Genomic DNA, 14,388 nt, shown 5'->3' on the forward strand with positions numbered 1-14,388 from the left:
ACACGCACCCGCACCCGCTCCCGCCCCGAGGGGACCGGGTGCGTGTCCGCCCTGTCGATTCGTGCGGACACGCACCCGGGTTACGCGGGGGAGTGCCCATCAGTACGCACCGCGCCGCTCTCGTGTTCAACCCGGCGCGAAAATTTCTGCTCAGGCCGCTCGGCGGGTGACCGCCCACGACGCCGCGGCCACCGTGCCCGCCACGGTGAACACCGCGGGCCAGGCGCCGATCTTCTTGGCGAGCGCGTGCGAGCCGGCGAAGGCGGCGACATAGGCGGTGGTCAGGCCGGCGGCGGCCCGCGGCCCGGCCTGCCGGTTCCACTCGTACGCCGCGACCGTGCCCGCGGCAGCCAGGGCGACCCCGCCCAGCGGGCGTTTCCTGGTCCACCGTGCCGTGGCGTAACCGCCGACCAGTCCGCCTGCCGCCACCGCCGCTGCCGGAACCTTCGCCATCGCAGCCACCTCCGCCTGTCCGTCGTCCGCAGTCCGTCACTGCTTCTCGGCTCCGAGGCTAACGCCGCTTTCGGGCATCCCGTCGCCGAGGGGGTGTACGTGCGTTTACCCTGGAGGTGAACGCGTGTACACCCCTGCCGCCGAGCACCGTACGGAGAACCATGCCCGCGGACATACCGGTCCCAGCCGATCCCGCGACCCCCGCCGTCCGGGCCCCGCACCCCCGCCTCGCCGTCGGTGTGCTGGCGTTCTGCGGTGTCGTGGTCGCGGTCATGCAGACGATCGTCGTCCCGCTGCTGCCGCACATCCCCGAGCTGACCGGCGCCACCCCGGCCGCCGCGAGCTGGCTGGTCACCGTGACGCTCCTCACGGGCGCGGTCTTCACCCCCGTCCTGGGCCGGGTCGGCGACATGTACGGCAAGCGGCGGGTGCTCGTCGCCTCGCTCGCCGTGCTGGTGATGGGCTCGGTGCTGTGCGCGATCAGCTCCCACATCGGGGTGCTGATCACCGGCCGCGCCCTGCAGGGGGCCGCGCTCGCCGTCGTACCGCTGGGCATCAGCATCCTGCGCGACGAGCTGCCGCCCGAGCGCGTGCTGTCGGCCGTCGCCCTGATGAGCTCGACGCTCGGGATCGGCGCGGCCGTCGGCCTGCCGGTGGCCGCGCTCGTCGTGGAGAACTTCGACTGGCACACGATGTTCTGGGTCTCCGGAGTGATCGGTCTCATCGACATCGCGCTCGTCCTGCGCTGCGTGCCGGAGTCCCCGCTGCGCACCCGCGGCCGCTTCGACGCCGTCGGCGCGCTCGGCCTGTCCGCCGCACTGGTCTGCCTGCTCCTCGCGGTCACCCAGGGCGGCGACTGGGGCTGGGGGTCGGTCCGGACGGTCGGCCTGCTCGCGACCGCCGTCGTGGTCGCGCTGCTCTGGGGTGCGTACGAGCTCCGCGTCACCACGCCCATGGTCGACCTGAGGGTCTCGGCGCGCCCGGCCGTCCTGCTCACCAACATCGCCGCCCTGCTCATCGGCTTCGCGTTCTACGCGAACTCACTGGTCACCGCACAGATGGTGCAGGAGCCGAAGGCCACGGGTTACGGGCTCGGCGCCTCGCTCGTCGTCAGTGGACTGTGTCTGCTGCCGGGCGGCGTGGCGATGGTGGCGCTCTCGCCCGTCTCGGCGCGGATATCCGCCAAGCACGGCCCGAAGGTCAGCCTGGCGCTGGCCGCCGGGATCATCGCCGTCGGCTACGGGGTGCGCTACTTCACCAGCCACAGCCTCTGGCTGATCATCGCCGGCGCCACCGTCGTCGCCTCCGGCACCGCCATCGCCTACTCGGCGCTCCCCGCACTGGTGATGCGCGGCGTCCCGGTCAGCGAGACCGGCGCGGCCAACGGCCTGAACACCCTCATGCGCTCGATCGGCCAGGCCTTCTGCAGCGCGACGGTCGCCGCCGTGCTGGCCAACGTCACCTTCCAGGCGGGCGGCAGGACAGCCCCGACCCTCCACGCGTACCAGCTGGTCTTCGTCATCGCGGCGGGCGCGGCGCTCGCGGCCCTGACCGTCACGCTGTTCCTGCCGGGCCGCAGGCCCGCCGGGGCGGGTACGGTCGAGGAGAGCCGCAAGGTCCGCAAGGGCGGTGCGCGGAGGGCACGGATCCAGGAGGGCGCATGACCGGCGGCCAGGCCATCGCACCGCTCCCCGCCTCCGCGGAGGCGGGGACCGGCCGGGACGCGATCCTGCGCGCGGCTCGGCGGGCGTTCACCCAGCGTCCGTACGCCGAGGTGACGATCCGCCAGATCGCCGCCGACGCCGGGGTGAGCCCGGCCCTCGTGGTCAAGCACTTCGGCCGCAAGGAAGAACTCTTCAACACCGTGGCGGACTTCGGCCCGGCCGCCGCGGAACTCTTCGACGCCCCGCTCGACACACTGGGCCGGCACATGGTGGTCACGCTGGTGTCCCGCCGCCGCGAGCTCAAGTCGGACCCGCTCCTGCGCGTCGTGTTCTCCCTCGGCAACCAGGACGAGCGCTCGCTGCTGCGCGACCGGTTCCACGAACAGGTCACCGACGCCCTGACCGCCCGGCTCCCCGGCCGGGAGCGCGCGTTGCGCGCCGAGCTCCTGGCCGGTCTCCTCCTCGGCCTCGGCGCGACCCTCAGCCTCCACCGCGAGGGCGCGGGAGCGGCCGCGACGCCGGAGCGCATCGCGGATCTCTACGCGCCGGCGTTGCAGCGGCTGATCACGGGGTGAGGCTTCCGGGGGCGCTGCCCCCGGGGGTTCGGGGATCGTCGATGTCGACGGCGAGATCGAACTCGGCGGTCGAGTGGAACGTAGCGACGTTTCCAGACACCCGGATCCGGTCGAAGGGATTGGAATCCGAGAAGAACACCGCCCAAATCAGCTTACGGGCGGCAGTCAGACGGGCGAGGAAGCCGTCCGCGCCCATCGAGCCCTCGCCGCACCACAGCAGCCCTCCGTCTCCCAGTTCCGCAACGGCGAGCACGCCCACTGCGGAGACCCAGGACGGATCGTCCGCCAGCATCGCGTCGACGTCGAAGGGCTCGAGCACCGTGAGGCCCGCAGGCGCTCCGGGAGCGATGTCTACGTCGTAGGAACGCCCGTCGGCGAAGTAGAGCCCGTCCTCGGCGGGAAGCTCGTAGTCCCCCTCCCACAGCCGTTCGATCGTGGTCATTTCTTCTTGCACTTTCCGTTGCGCACGTGCTGCGGCCTTTCCTGAAGTCCGTTCGGGGGAACCGGCTCGCCCAGTTCGTGCCTCTGTGTTTTTAGCCTGTTCGCGGCTCGGCGGTCCACGGTCACGGCGGCCGGGCCGCCGCCCGGTCGGTGGTGCTGGTCCTCGCGGGGGCGGCAGCCTGCGCCCCGCCGTAAGCGCTGAGCGGCCCGGCCGCTCAGCGCGCCGCGTTCCGCTGCCCGGCCTCGTCGGTGTGGAGGCGGCGACGCGGCACCGGTATATGGTCTGGTCCAACCGACGAGGGGGGCCTCATGTCTGTTCGCATTCGCTCCAGCCGCATACCTACCGTCCGCGTTCGCAAGCACGCCGCCGCACTGGCCGTGGCGTCCGCACTGGCGGCGTCCCTGGCGGGCTGCTCCGAGGCAACCACGCCGAACGGTCCCGGGGGCGATGTCCCGTACGTGGCGCCCTCGACGAACGCGTCCGCGGCCGCCGACATGGTGGACAGGGTGGCGGCTTCGCAGGCGGCGGAGGAGGACGAAGGGGATGCCACACAGGCAGCGGGCGAAGCGGCCGCGAACAGGCCCGAGCTGGTACGCGACGCCTTCGCCGGACTCCAGGCCACGTACAACGACAGCTGCCTGCCCAACGGCGTGAACTGCGTCTACTTCTTCGGCCGGGTGAACGACGAACTGGCCTCCCTGGACAAGGCGATGAAGGCGGACGACCAGGGCCCCGCCCACTTCAAGGAGCCCCTTGCGTGGATGAGTGAGCTGCGCACCACGCTTGCCGGTGATACCTCCACGGCCAACCTGCAGAAGAACCAGAAGCAGTTGACCGGTACCCGCGACCGCATCAACACCTGGATGCAGGGCCACCCGGAGGACTACCGCTGACCGACTTCTCAGCCGGGGTGCGGGTCGGCCGAAGCACCGGTCGGCCCGCGGACGGGGTCACTTGCCCAGCCTCTCGGCCGAAGCGGCCCGCCGGGCGAATGCCGCGTCCATGGACTCCGCCATCTCGCGCAGGGCGGATTTGCGTTCCCGCTGGGCGAGCCGGTCCAGATAGAGGCGGCCACGAAGGTGGTCGGTCTCGTGCTGCAGGCAGCGGGCGAAGTACCCCCGGCCCTCGATCACCAGCGGTCTGCCGTCCTTGTCGCGGCCCCGTACGACGGTCCGGTCGAGGCGCGGCACCACCCGGTAGGGCCGGGGACGGACAGGCATCCCTCCGTCTCCTCGACCAGACTGCGCTGCTCGGCCGGCACCTCGTCCAGCACGGGATTGGCGAGGTGCCCGACGTGGCGCACGCCCCACTCGTCGGTGATGTCCCACATGAACAACTGCAGGTCCACATCGACCTGGTTGGCGGCCAGTCCCGCCCCCTCCGCCACCTGGTTCGTGGCGAACATGTCGTCGACCAGCCGTGAGAGCTCCGGCGTGCCGAACTCGGTGACCTCCCGGCACGGGCGGCGCAGAATCTCCTCGCCGACCACCGTGATGCGGCGCACCGCGCCCCGTCCGACCTCCGGCGCGAGTCGGGGAAAGGAGTCGACGGGTGCGCCCTGGACGCGCACCCGGCGGTCCTGCGAGGTGTCACCGGACCCAACAGCCATGGAGTATCAACGCCTTCCGCGCATGCCTGGGCGGCCGGGGAGGAAGTCCCGGCAGGCTCGGGTCAGCTTGACCGAATGCTTTGCAAAGTAGCACTCTTTGCAAAATGAGCGATGAGAAGCATCTGAGCGATGAGAGGCATCCGGCCGCGTCCGCCGGTCCGTTGCCGTACCGCGTGCGGCGGCCGCTCCCGGATCATCCGGTGCGCGTCGCCCTGCTGGACCTGCTCGCGGAGGGCGGCACTGTCACCTCCACGCAGGCGGCCGCCCGCCTCGGCCACAGCTCCGGGCTCTGCTCCTTCCACCTGCGCCAGCTCGCCCGGCACGGCCTCATCGAGGAAGCGCCGCACGAGGGCGGCCGGGTGCGGCCATGGCGGCTCCGCTGGGAGCCCTCCCGGCAGTCCGGTCAGGAGGAGCCGGGGGAGTTCGACGCACTCGCACGCGAGCTGGAGGACGAGAGCTACCGGCACTGGCTGGCCCACCGGAAGCAGGCGCCCGCCGAGTGGCAGCAGGACGAGTCCTTCAGTGCGGTGGTCCACCTCACCCCGGCCGAGACGGCCGAACTCGCCGCCTCCATCCGCCTGTTGCTCGCCGGCTACCGCGAGCGGGACCAACGGCCGTCGGCACGCCCCGCGGGCACCGTGGCCGTAGCCGCGGTCACCAGGCTGTTCCCCCTGCCGGCCGGCAACCCCGGTGAGCCGCCCACGGCCTGACGCGGCCGCCCGGAGCGCCTGAGCGCCCGGAGGCCGGCACCGCGGCACCCGAGGGCCGTCGGACCGGCATCCTCGTCGCTTCGGCCGCGGCGCCGGTGTGCCCGGCCGTCCGCCGTATCCGCAGCCCCGCCCGAACCGGCCGCACGGCGCACACCGTGCGCGCGCCCCCTACGAGGGCGTGCGCACCCGGCTTCACTCGGCGCCGGGCGTCGGCGCCGAAGCCGACTCCGCCAGTACCGTCAGCACCTTCGCGAGCTGCTCACGGGCTGCCGCCTCCGTGATGATCCCGTCCGCGCCGACCGCCTGCCGGTCCACCGGAACCCGGACACAGGCCTCCTCGACGACACTCGCGCCGGTGTATCCGAGTACGGTCCGCAGCGTCGCCTCCGCACCCTGGCCGCGACCGGGTGCGGCAGCGCTGACCCAGGCGACGGGCTTGTCGCAGATCTCGGTCCCGCCGACCGTCCAGTCCAGCAGATTCTTGAACGCCCCCGGCAGGGTGCCCGCGTACTCCGGGGTGCAGATCAGCAGGGCATCGGCCTCGCCGATCGCCGCGCGCAGCCCGGCCACCGGACCCGGCAGCGGCTCGACGTCGTCATCGGGATTGAAATGGGGGAGCGCCCCCGGCCCCTCGTGGAGGACGGCCCGCACCCCCGCGGGCGCCACGGCCTGCGCGGTGCGCAGCACCGTCTCGTTGGAGGAACCGGCCCGCAGGCTTCCGGACAGCAGCAGGATCACGCGTGGCGTCGACATGCTCGGACAACCCGACGGACCCGGCCCTCATTCCCCTGCCCGCGTCATCGATCCCGGCCCCGACGCTCCTGGTTCAGCTCCAGCTCGGCGACCACCTGGTCGCCGCTCAGCTCGCCGGTCGCCCGGAATCCCAGCTTCCGGTAGAACTCCTCGGGCCCACGTGCGCCGGGGACGTACGAGACGGTCGTACGTGTCCCGCCGCGCCGCCGCAGCTCGTCGTTGACGGCCTCCACCGCGAACCGTCCGTACCCGCGGCCCTGTCGCTCGGCGGCGATGTTCAGCCGCCAGAGCCCGGAGCGGAGGCGGTCGTCCGGCTTCCCGGAGTCGAACTGCACGTCGAGGAAGGCCATGACGAAGCCCACGAGCTGCTCGCCGTCGACGATCAGCCGGGGCCACGCGATGTCCGGTGAGGCGTAGGCCTGGGCCAGTGACCAGGCGACCGGCTTCACGAGTCGGTTCTGGTCGGGCCGGACCTTCAACGCGCAGGCCGCTTCGACGTTGTCAGGGGTGACCGGCACCAGGCGGAGTGGGGAGGACATCACCGCAACCTACATTCCGGGCCGGAACGGCACCCGTAATTATCAGCTGCCCCGAGCCGGCTGCCCCGAGCCGGCTGCGCCCCCTGCCGCCGCCCCGCGCAGTGCACACGGAGCGACGGACGGGGGTGGTACGGGCGCACGGGCCGGCCGCCGAACGCGACCCGTACACCCGTCCCGGGTCAGCTGAACCGGGGGTCAGCTGAAGAGGACCGACCGGAGCTTCAGCCGGTCGGAGGCGTGGCCGCCATTGGGCCGCAGCGTGTAGTAGGCGCCGTCGCAGTCCGGTCCGCTGAAGACCGTCGCGGTCGAGTCGGTGTTGTTCCAGGGCGTGTCCGCCGGGAACGTCACCTCCGGGTCGGCCACCTCGGGCAGGGTGACGCACTCCCGGCTCGGCGGGTCGACCAGGGAGCCCGTCTGCCGGCTCCCGTCGAAGGCGGTGTAGGTGTAGCTGAAGTGACCGTCGGCCGCGCTCGCCGAGCCAGGCAGGCTCACGATGAGCGAGAGCGCGCCGAGCGCGGCAGCCGCAGTGGTACGAAGTCGCATGGTGGGGGCACTCCTTGTGCGTTCATTCAGCGGATGACGAGGAACAGAACAAGATCGTTCCGCCTGGAGTCTGTCTCGTCGGAATCCTTATCGACCCTGCTGACCTGCGGATTCACCCGCACGCTGGATCCACTCACCCGTACGGGAGTTGCCGAATCGGTTCGCCGTCGGCCAGGTGGGTCACGCCCGCCGGGACCGCTGCGGAACGGGCCGTGTTGTGCAACCCGCACGGCCGCGCCAGGATCGGCGATGCCGCCCGCCGTGACGACGCACGCAGCCGCCACGCACCGCGCGGCGTCAGCGCCGCACCCCGCCTCACCGCAACGAACTCGACCCGGAGGCCATGCCGTTCATGACTGACTTCAGCATCCACCGCGGACAGGTGCACCACACCTGGGACCGGACGATCGCACCCGTCGCCACGCTCGCCCCCGGCGACGAGGCGGTCCTGGAGTTCCAGGACGCGGGCGGCGGGCAGCTGGACGTCGGCTCGACCGCCGCCGACCTCACCGAGCTGGACTTCGCCTCCCTCAACCCCGTCACCGGACCGCTGTACGTGGCCGGGGCCGAGCCCGGTGACGCGCTGGTCGTCGACATCCTCGACGTACAGGTGGGGGAGTGGGGCTGGACGGCCTGCCTGCCCGGTTTCGGGCTGCTCGCCGACGACTTCCCCGACCCGCACCTGCGGATCTCGGCGATCGCCGGCGGGTACGCGGAGCTGCTGCCCGGACTGCGGATCCCGGTGGTGCCGATGATCGGGACGATCGGGGTCGCCCCGCCCGAGCCCGGACCACACTCGGTCATCCCGCCCAGCCGCTGGGGCGGCAACATGGACATCCGGCACATCGGTCCCGGCGCCCGGCTCATCCTGCCCGTCGGGGTGGAGGGCGCCCTGCTCTCGGCGGGCGACGCGCACGCCGCGATGGGGGACGGCGAGGTCTGCGGCACGGGGATCGAGACGCGGGCGACGGCGCGGCTGCGGGTGGACGTCCGCAAGGGCGCGGCGCCCCGCACCCCGCTGATCGAGACGGACCCGGTCAGCGCCCGTACCGGTGCGGCCCTCGCCACGACGGGTATCGGGCCGGACCTGATGGAGGCGGCGAAGGACGCCGTCCGCGCGCTTGTCGACGAGATCTCGGCCCGTACGGGGCTCACCTCGCAGGATGCCTACCTGCTGGCGAGCGTGGCGGCGGACCTGAGGATCTCCGAGATCGTGGACGCACCGAACTGGGTGGTCACGGCCCATGTGGAGCGGGCGCTGCTGACGGTGGAGCAGACGCGGGCGCAGGGGTAGGCGCGGAGCGGCGGTGGGTGGGAGGGCCGCCCCGCCCACCGCTCTCCGACTGATCCGTCAGCCGGCCGCGTTGCGCCAGACGGTCACGTCAACCGTCATGTACGTGCTGGGCGAGTCCTCGGGCGAGTGGCCCTGATAGGTCAGGAGGGCCATGTGCCCCGTGCCCGTGGTGATGCAGATCTGCCGCCCCTTGGAGAGCTTGTCCACGTAGATGTTCTGTGTGAACCGGGTATCCGCACGGCAGACGGCCAGCGACCCCTCCTGCCCCGGGTCGAGCAGCACGAGATTGCCCTCGTCGTTCTCCGCGTCGAGGTATCCGCCGGTGTCGTAGGACAGGTCGTACCCGCCGTCCTCACCCTCCTGCGGCCGGACGTCCTCGTCGCCGAGCGTCAGGTGGTAGCCGGCGGTGAGGTTGATGGACTTGTAGTCGGCAGGCTCCGGATCGGGCTTCGCCGCAGGCTTCGGTTCGTCCTCGCCGCCCGTGTCCCCGCCCGCCGACGAACCGGAAGCGTCCGACGAACCGGAGGCGTCCGGCGAGCCGCTGTCCTTCGGCGAGTCGCTGCTCTGCGTCTGCTTCCCGTCGTCCTTGACCGCGAGGTACGCCGCGCCGCCGCCCACGCCGGCGAAGACCAGCGCGGCGACGACGCCGATGACGGCGACCCGGCCGCGTCCGCCCTTCGCGGGCTGGGGCTTCGGGTGCGGCTGGGGCGGAAGGTGCCCGGGGTAGGTCTGTGCCTGCATCGGGTACGGGGTGGGGTGCTGGGCCGGGGCGTGCGCCTGGGACGGCGGACCCTGGGGGTACTGCTGAGCGGGCCGGGCCGGCTGGGTGGGCTGCGCGTGCGGAGAGCTGTGCGCCGTCTGCGGGTACTGACCGGGCGGCTGTGTGACCGCCGGACCGTATCCCGGCGGCGGGGTGCTCGGCACCGCCGGCGTGGTGGGCGAGTAACCCACGGCCGGGCCGGGGCTGCCGGCCGGGGCGGTGGTCGGAGGCGGCGGGGTCTGGGCGGGGGCCGGAGCGGCCGCCCGTACGGTGATGTCGGCGGCGACCGGGCTCGGCAGCCAGTCCTCGGGGCGGCGCAGCACCGTTTCCGCGTTCGCGGTCTGGCAGAGCGCGATGACCTCGGCGACCGACGGCCTGGCCTCCGCGTCCTTGGCCAGGCAGCGGCTGACCAGCTCCATCAGCCGTTCCGGGACGCCGCTGAGATCAGGCTCCTCGTGCACGATCCGGTAGAGCACCCCGTGCGAGGTCCCCTCGCCGAAGGCGGGTGCTCCCGTTGCCGCGTACGCCGCGACCTGGCCGAGGGCGAAGATGTCGGTGGCCGGGGTGACCCGGCGCCCGGCGGCCTGCTCCGGGGCCATGAACGACGGGGTGCCGATGGTGACGCCGCTGCCGGTCAGCGAGGTCGCGTCGGCCGCGTACGCGATACCGAAGTCGATGACGCGCGGCCCGTCCGCCGCGAGCAGCACGTTGGACGGCTTGAGGTCGCGGTGCACGATGCCCGCGCCGTGAATGACGTGCAGCGCCTCCGCCATGCCGGCGATCAGCAGCAGCACGGCCTCGACCGGCAGCGCCCCGTGCGCGACGACCGCATCGGCGAGCGAGGGCCCCGGCACGTACGCGGTGGCCAGCCACGGCTGCGCGCCCTTGGTGTCCGCGTCGATGACGGGGGCGGTGAACAGCCCCTGCACGCGCTGCGCGGACTGCACCTCCTGGGCGAACCGCCGCCGGAATTCGGGGTCCTCACCGAACTCGGGCCGGATCACCTTGATGGCCACGGGCCGCCCGCCGGGCGTGTACGACAGGTACACCTTGCCCATGCCGCCCGCACCGAGCTTGGCGGCCAGCCGGTATCCGGCGATGGTGGCCGGGTCGTCCCCGGCGAGTGGCTGAAAGACCGGGGAACTGTTGCCCCCGTTTGGCTGCTGACCGCTCATGAACTTGTATCTCCCCGAAGAGCACTGCTGTCGAGACGGCACCTTATCCAAATCCGGGGCCGGGAAGCGGAGTCGCGCATCGGGGGCCCGTCTCCCGGCCGGACCGGGCTGCCAGAATGCGGTGCATGCCTTCCTTGGCGGCCCCCAGGCCGGATTCGAGGCGGAGGGTGTCAGGCGTAAGGCATGGCTGCACGCGGACGGCCGCCATGACGTGCACCTGCACGCCCGGGTCGGTCGGTACTGACCGGCCCGATCCACCTTCAGCAGCCCCGTCCGCCCTTAACAGCCAGAGCAGCGCAAGTGGCTGCGCAGCCCCTCACCCGGGCCACCGGCACACGTCCGCGCTAAGGAGGAAGACCCATGAACGACGAGCCCGTGCTCGGACACCGGGACGACGTGACGGCGGTCCGTGGGGAGGAGCGTGCGGTCGCCGCGCTGACCTGGGCGCTGGACGCGGGCACGGGGCCGGAGCTGTACCGGTTCAGGGCGGACGGGCCCTGGGGGACGCGTGAGGCACGGGGACACGACCTCGTCGCCGCGCTGGACGCCGTACGACGTGAACTGGAGGACGAGGGCTGGCTGCTGGCGGTCAACGCGGCGCGCCCGGACGTCTCCCAGAGCGGCATGCTGCGCGGCTCCGGGAGCAGCCGTGCCTATCTGCTGCGGGAGGGAATGCCGGGCCGGCTCGACGCCATGGTGAACCTCTTCGACGACGCCCCGCCGTCGGCCGTCACCACCGTGGACGCGCAGCGGGAGGCCCACGAGCGGTGGGTCCGCTCCCTCCGTCTCCGCGGCCCGTCGAAAGGCCCGCAGGCCGGACGCCCCAAGGGTCCACAGGGGGAGTGACCGGACGGGCGAACTCCCGGGGCCCAGGCGCGGCTGGGCCTGGGGTGGGGCCCCCGGGCCCTGGGAGCTGGGCCTGGTCCGTACCTAGGCTTTTCACGTTCGGGGGAGCGGTGGCACGACGTCACCGGCTGAACGCTGGAACCTATTCGTGGGGGCTCCCCTGTGTCCGAGTCATCAGACGTCGTCATGACCTTGCGAGGCGCCGAAGCGCCCCGTGACCGGCAGGCTTTACCGCGCGCTCTCGGCGCGGTGCGGATCCTGCTGCACCTGATGTTCGCGCTCACCGTGACGGGCGGCCTCGGCCTTCTCGTCTCCACCGACGGGGCACCATTGACCCCCGGCCTGTTCCTGCTGGCCCTGTACGCCCTCGTGCCCGGACTCCTGGCGCTGGCGCTCGCCCAGCTCATGCCGAGGGGCGGCAGATGGGTCAGGATCGGGCTGATCGCCCTGCCGGCCGGACTCCTGCTCGGCTCCCTGGGCAACCTCTACGCAGGTTCCGAACGCGGCTTCAGCCAGATGCTGCTGCCGTGCGCACTGTTGTTGCTGCTCGCCGGCAGGGAAGGCCGCGCCTGGTTCGACCTCCCGCAGGACCTCCGGCCGGCCAGGCCGCGGGGGGCGGGAGGCTGGTTCTCCTCCCTCACGGTCCCTTCGCTGCCGCACCTGATCAGGTGGCGTCGCGACCGCGGTCAGACAGCTGTCGAATATCTGGGACTCATCACCGTGGTGGTGGTGCTCATCGGGGCGATCTCCGCGGGCGGCATCGGGCCCCGGATCTCCGACGGCATCCACTCGGCGCTCTGCAGCCTGACCGGCAGCTCCTGCGTCACGGTCGTGACCGGCGCGGGCGGCGAGGGTGGAGAAGGCGGCGAGGACGGGGGCGGTGACGCGGGCGGTGGTGGCGCTGCGGGCGGCGGCACCGGAGGGGCCGGTGGATCCGCCGACGGAGGCGGTAACAGCGTGGTCACCGGCGGAAGTTCGTCGGACGGCGGCTCGTCGGGCGGCAGCTCGTCCGGTGGTGACTCCACGGCCGGTCCGAGTGGCGGTTCCTCCGGGACGGGTGGCGGGACCGACGTCACCGGCGGCAGCTCCAGCGGCGGCACCTCGGCGGGCGGGACCGGTTCCACGGGAGGCAGCTCCTCGGGTGGAGACGATGACGACGATGACGACGACACGGCCGCGGTGGCCGGTGGCTCGTCCGGTTCCAGCGGCGGCGGGGGTTCATCCGCTGCCGGCGGGAGCAGCGGCGGAGGCGACAGCGCTTCGGGCGGCAACAGCACCGGCGGGAGCAGCGGTTCCGGGGGCAGTAGCTCCGGTGGCGCCGCCGGGGGTACGTCCACCGGCGGTAGCGGATCCAACGGAGCTACCGGCTCCAGCGGCGGCACCTCCACCGGTGGAAACGACGACGATGACGATGATGACGATCCGGCCGTGGTGGGCGGCGGCTCGGGCAGTTCGTCGGGCGGCAGCGGTGACTCCGGCGGGAGCAGCAGCGGCGGGGCTAGCGGCAGTTCAGGCGGCGTCGGCGGAAGCAGCGGAAGCAGTACCAGCAGCTCGGGCGGCGGTTCGTCGGGCGGCGGCAGCAGCTCAGGCGGGAGCTCCGGAGGCAGCTCCTCCGGCGGCGGCAGCAGCTCGGGCGGCGGCTCCTCCGGCGGCAGCAGCGATTCCGGTGGCAGTTCCTCCGGCGGCAGTAGCAGTGGCGGGTCGTCCGGCGGGGCGAGTGGCAGCTCGGGCGGGAGCAGCGGCGGCCTGATCTCGGGCGGCATCAGCGGCGGCCTCATCACGGGTGGCAGCTCCGGTGGGGCGAGCGGCGGGAGCAGCTCGGGCGGGAGCAGCGGTGGCAGCAGCTCCGGTGGGGCGAGCAGTTCCTCCGGCGGGAGCAGCGGCGGCAGTTCCACCGGTGGAAAGGACGACGACAAGAACGACGACGACAAGGACGACGACCAGGACCAGGACGACCAGGACGAGGACAAGGACCCGTGCGACGTCGGGAACGCGTCGGCGGTGCAGTCGCTCTCCGAGCGGCCCATGGCCACGACGGCTTCCTACTCCCGCACGGGCACGGGCACGGGTGAGGCCACGAGCACGGTCACGACCCTTGCCACGGCCACCGGCACGCGGCGTGCGACTCCGGGCGCTTTCGTCTCCGTCGCCGCGCCCGCGGACGACGGTGAAGGGGGCATGGCCGAACTGATCGAGGCGATGTCCGCCCTCTCCCTGCCGGGCTTCGACACCTTCCAGGCAGCCGAGGACGCGGCGCGAGCGGCGCTCGACACGGGCGCCACGACATCGTCCGCCGACGGCGGTCACGAAGGGGAATCCGGCAACCCCGACACGGAGATGACCAGCCCGGACTCCGACACGGAGATGACGGGCCCGGACGAGTGCGACTACCCGGGCGACGACGGCCCCGACCCGCGCGACATCGCCGCCAACCCCGAGGTCAACTGGGAGGGCATCCCCGACTACGCGGTCTACCGCACCACGAACGAGCCCCTCTACCGTTCGGACAACCGCGACCCGTCGGTCATCTTTTCTGAGGGCTTCTCGCCGAAGAACACCCACAACGCGGACCTGGACAACTACGTACTGACCAACACGCCCGCGATCTACGTCTCGACGTCTACCTCGGGCAACCTGGCCTTCAGCTGGGGCGGGAAGTACGTCTACGACATCCGGACGCCGACCGGCGGGATCGACGTCAACACCACCTACGGGGACCACTCCCCGTATCCCGACCAGGAGGAGATCGCATTCCCCGGCGGCATCGACCCGAAATACATCCGGGGAGCCTGGACGAGCGGCCCGGAGGGTTACATCCCGAACCCCAACTACGACCCGGGCCCAGGTGTGGTCGAGGGCGACGCCACCCCGCTCAACGAGGAGGAGATGCGGGACGCGCCGCCCGACACGCCCCTGACCCGGGACGGCGACATCGACATGACGGACCCGGACGCCCCCGAGTTCATGGACATCGACTAGCGCCCTTCATTCGGCGAACGAGAGGCCCCAGGTCTGCCGGGCATGA

Annotated in this window: 13 protein-coding genes and 1 pseudogene; 7 read left to right on the forward strand and 7 right to left on the reverse strand. The window is 72.3% G+C overall.

Annotated features, from left to right (window positions below; genetic code table 11):
* Positions 1 to 150: 150 nt before the first annotated feature.
* Positions 151 to 453 (reverse strand): hypothetical protein, encoded by a 303-nt coding sequence (locus LNW71_RS20495; RefSeq protein WP_250969559.1) that lies wholly within the window; start codon positions 451 to 453, stop codon positions 151 to 153.
* Positions 454 to 614: 161 nt separating this feature from the next.
* Between LNW71_RS20495 and LNW71_RS20500 the strand changes: the two genes are divergently transcribed.
* Together LNW71_RS20500 and LNW71_RS20505 are read left to right on the forward strand one after the other, a co-directional pair.
* Entirely contained in the window at positions 615 to 2,117 is a 1,503-nt protein-coding gene (locus LNW71_RS20500; RefSeq protein ID WP_250969560.1) for an MFS transporter, read from the forward strand.
* Positions 2,114 to 2,692, forward strand: coding sequence for a TetR/AcrR family transcriptional regulator (locus LNW71_RS20505; protein ID WP_250969561.1), 579 nt, complete (start codon positions 2,114 to 2,116; stop codon positions 2,690 to 2,692). Before LNW71_RS20500 ends, LNW71_RS20505 begins: the two co-directional genes overlap by 4 nt.
* On the opposite strand, the gene LNW71_RS20510 is transcribed toward LNW71_RS20505, so the two are convergent.
* Positions 2,682 to 3,134, reverse strand: coding sequence for a hypothetical protein (locus LNW71_RS20510; RefSeq protein ID WP_250969562.1), 453 nt, complete (start codon positions 3,132 to 3,134; stop codon positions 2,682 to 2,684). The two genes, LNW71_RS20505 and LNW71_RS20510, sit on opposite strands and share 11 nt — an antisense overlap.
* 308 nt (positions 3,135 to 3,442) lie before the next feature.
* Between LNW71_RS20510 and LNW71_RS20515 the strand changes: the two genes are divergently transcribed.
* The gene (locus LNW71_RS20515; protein ID WP_250969563.1) at positions 3,443 to 4,027 is read left to right on the forward strand and encodes a hypothetical protein; all 585 of its coding nucleotides are present in this window, start codon (positions 3,443 to 3,445) and stop codon (positions 4,025 to 4,027) included.
* Between the two features lie 57 nt (positions 4,028 to 4,084).
* Here LNW71_RS20515 and def read toward each other — a convergent pair.
* A pseudogene (gene def / locus LNW71_RS20520) lies at positions 4,085 to 4,743 on the reverse strand (peptide deformylase).
* Between the two features lie 104 nt (positions 4,744 to 4,847).
* On the opposite strand from def, the gene LNW71_RS20525 reads away from it, so the two are divergent.
* On the forward strand, positions 4,848 to 5,453 hold the full coding sequence (locus LNW71_RS20525; RefSeq protein ID WP_250969564.1) for a helix-turn-helix transcriptional regulator: 606 nt from the start codon (positions 4,848 to 4,850) through the stop codon (positions 5,451 to 5,453).
* 192 nt (positions 5,454 to 5,645) lie between these two features.
* Here the strand turns inward: LNW71_RS20525 and LNW71_RS20530 are convergent, their stop codons facing one another.
* The 3 genes from LNW71_RS20530 to LNW71_RS20540 form a co-directional block, all read right to left on the reverse strand.
* Positions 5,646 to 6,206 (reverse strand): NAD(P)H-dependent oxidoreductase, encoded by a 561-nt coding sequence (locus LNW71_RS20530; protein WP_250969565.1) that lies wholly within the window; start codon positions 6,204 to 6,206, stop codon positions 5,646 to 5,648.
* Between the two features lie 44 nt (positions 6,207 to 6,250).
* Positions 6,251 to 6,745, reverse strand: coding sequence for a GNAT family N-acetyltransferase (locus LNW71_RS20535; protein WP_250969566.1), 495 nt, complete (start codon positions 6,743 to 6,745; stop codon positions 6,251 to 6,253).
* A gap of 195 nt (positions 6,746 to 6,940) precedes the next feature.
* Positions 6,941 to 7,288 (reverse strand): hypothetical protein, encoded by a 348-nt coding sequence (locus tag LNW71_RS20540; RefSeq protein ID WP_250969567.1) that lies wholly within the window; start codon positions 7,286 to 7,288, stop codon positions 6,941 to 6,943.
* A 352-nt stretch (positions 7,289 to 7,640) separates the two neighbouring features.
* On the opposite strand from LNW71_RS20540, the gene LNW71_RS20545 reads away from it, so the two are divergent.
* Positions 7,641 to 8,582 carry an acetamidase/formamidase family protein gene (locus tag LNW71_RS20545; protein ID WP_250969568.1) on the forward strand — a complete coding sequence of 314 codons (942 nt, stop codon included), beginning with the start codon at positions 7,641 to 7,643 and terminating at the stop codon, positions 8,580 to 8,582.
* Between the two features lie 57 nt (positions 8,583 to 8,639).
* On the opposite strand, the gene LNW71_RS20550 is transcribed toward LNW71_RS20545, so the two are convergent.
* Positions 8,640 to 10,517, reverse strand: a complete 1,878-nt coding sequence (locus LNW71_RS20550) for a serine/threonine-protein kinase (protein ID WP_250969569.1) — start codon at positions 10,515 to 10,517, stop codon at positions 8,640 to 8,642.
* Positions 10,518 to 10,877: 360 nt separating this feature from the next.
* Here LNW71_RS20550 and LNW71_RS20555 point away from each other — a divergent pair, with 360 nt between their 5' ends.
* Both LNW71_RS20555 and LNW71_RS20560 read left to right on the forward strand, forming a co-directional pair.
* Positions 10,878 to 11,363 carry a hypothetical protein gene (locus LNW71_RS20555; protein ID WP_250969570.1) on the forward strand — a complete coding sequence of 162 codons (486 nt, stop codon included), beginning with the start codon at positions 10,878 to 10,880 and terminating at the stop codon, positions 11,361 to 11,363.
* Positions 11,364 to 11,549: 186 nt separating this feature from the next.
* Complete coding sequence (locus LNW71_RS20560) at positions 11,550 to 14,342, forward strand: enterotoxin A family protein (RefSeq protein ID WP_250969571.1); 2,793 nt, start codon at positions 11,550 to 11,552, stop codon at positions 14,340 to 14,342.
* Positions 14,343 to 14,388: the final 46 nt, after the last annotated feature.

Origin of the sequence: Streptomyces sp. RKAG290 (assembly GCF_023701695.1) — a bacterium.
Classification (GTDB): domain Bacteria; phylum Actinomycetota; class Actinomycetes; order Streptomycetales; family Streptomycetaceae; genus Streptomyces.

Coding starts and splice junctions, on each gene's coding strand:
- LNW71_RS20495 (WP_250969559.1), bottom strand. CDS start 453: ATGGCGAAGGTTCCGGCAGCGGCGGTGGCGGCAGGCGGACTGGTCGGC.
- LNW71_RS20500 (WP_250969560.1), top strand. CDS start 615: ATGCCCGCGGACATACCGGTCCCAGCCGATCCCGCGACCCCCGCCGTC.
- LNW71_RS20505 (WP_250969561.1), top strand. CDS start 2,114: ATGACCGGCGGCCAGGCCATCGCACCGCTCCCCGCCTCCGCGGAGGCG.
- LNW71_RS20510 (WP_250969562.1), bottom strand. CDS start 3,134: ATGACCACGATCGAACGGCTGTGGGAGGGGGACTACGAGCTTCCCGCC.
- LNW71_RS20515 (WP_250969563.1), top strand. CDS start 3,443: ATGTCTGTTCGCATTCGCTCCAGCCGCATACCTACCGTCCGCGTTCGC.
- LNW71_RS20525 (WP_250969564.1), top strand. CDS start 4,848: ATGAGCGATGAGAAGCATCTGAGCGATGAGAGGCATCCGGCCGCGTCC.
- LNW71_RS20530 (WP_250969565.1), bottom strand. CDS start 6,206: ATGTCGACGCCACGCGTGATCCTGCTGCTGTCCGGAAGCCTGCGGGCC.
- LNW71_RS20535 (WP_250969566.1), bottom strand. CDS start 6,745: ATGTCCTCCCCACTCCGCCTGGTGCCGGTCACCCCTGACAACGTCGAA.
- LNW71_RS20540 (WP_250969567.1), bottom strand. CDS start 7,288: ATGCGACTTCGTACCACTGCGGCTGCCGCGCTCGGCGCGCTCTCGCTC.
- LNW71_RS20545 (WP_250969568.1), top strand. CDS start 7,641: ATGACTGACTTCAGCATCCACCGCGGACAGGTGCACCACACCTGGGAC.
- LNW71_RS20550 (WP_250969569.1), bottom strand. CDS start 10,517: ATGAGCGGTCAGCAGCCAAACGGGGGCAACAGTTCCCCGGTCTTTCAG.
- LNW71_RS20555 (WP_250969570.1), top strand. CDS start 10,878: ATGAACGACGAGCCCGTGCTCGGACACCGGGACGACGTGACGGCGGTC.
- LNW71_RS20560 (WP_250969571.1), top strand. CDS start 11,550: ATGACCTTGCGAGGCGCCGAAGCGCCCCGTGACCGGCAGGCTTTACCG.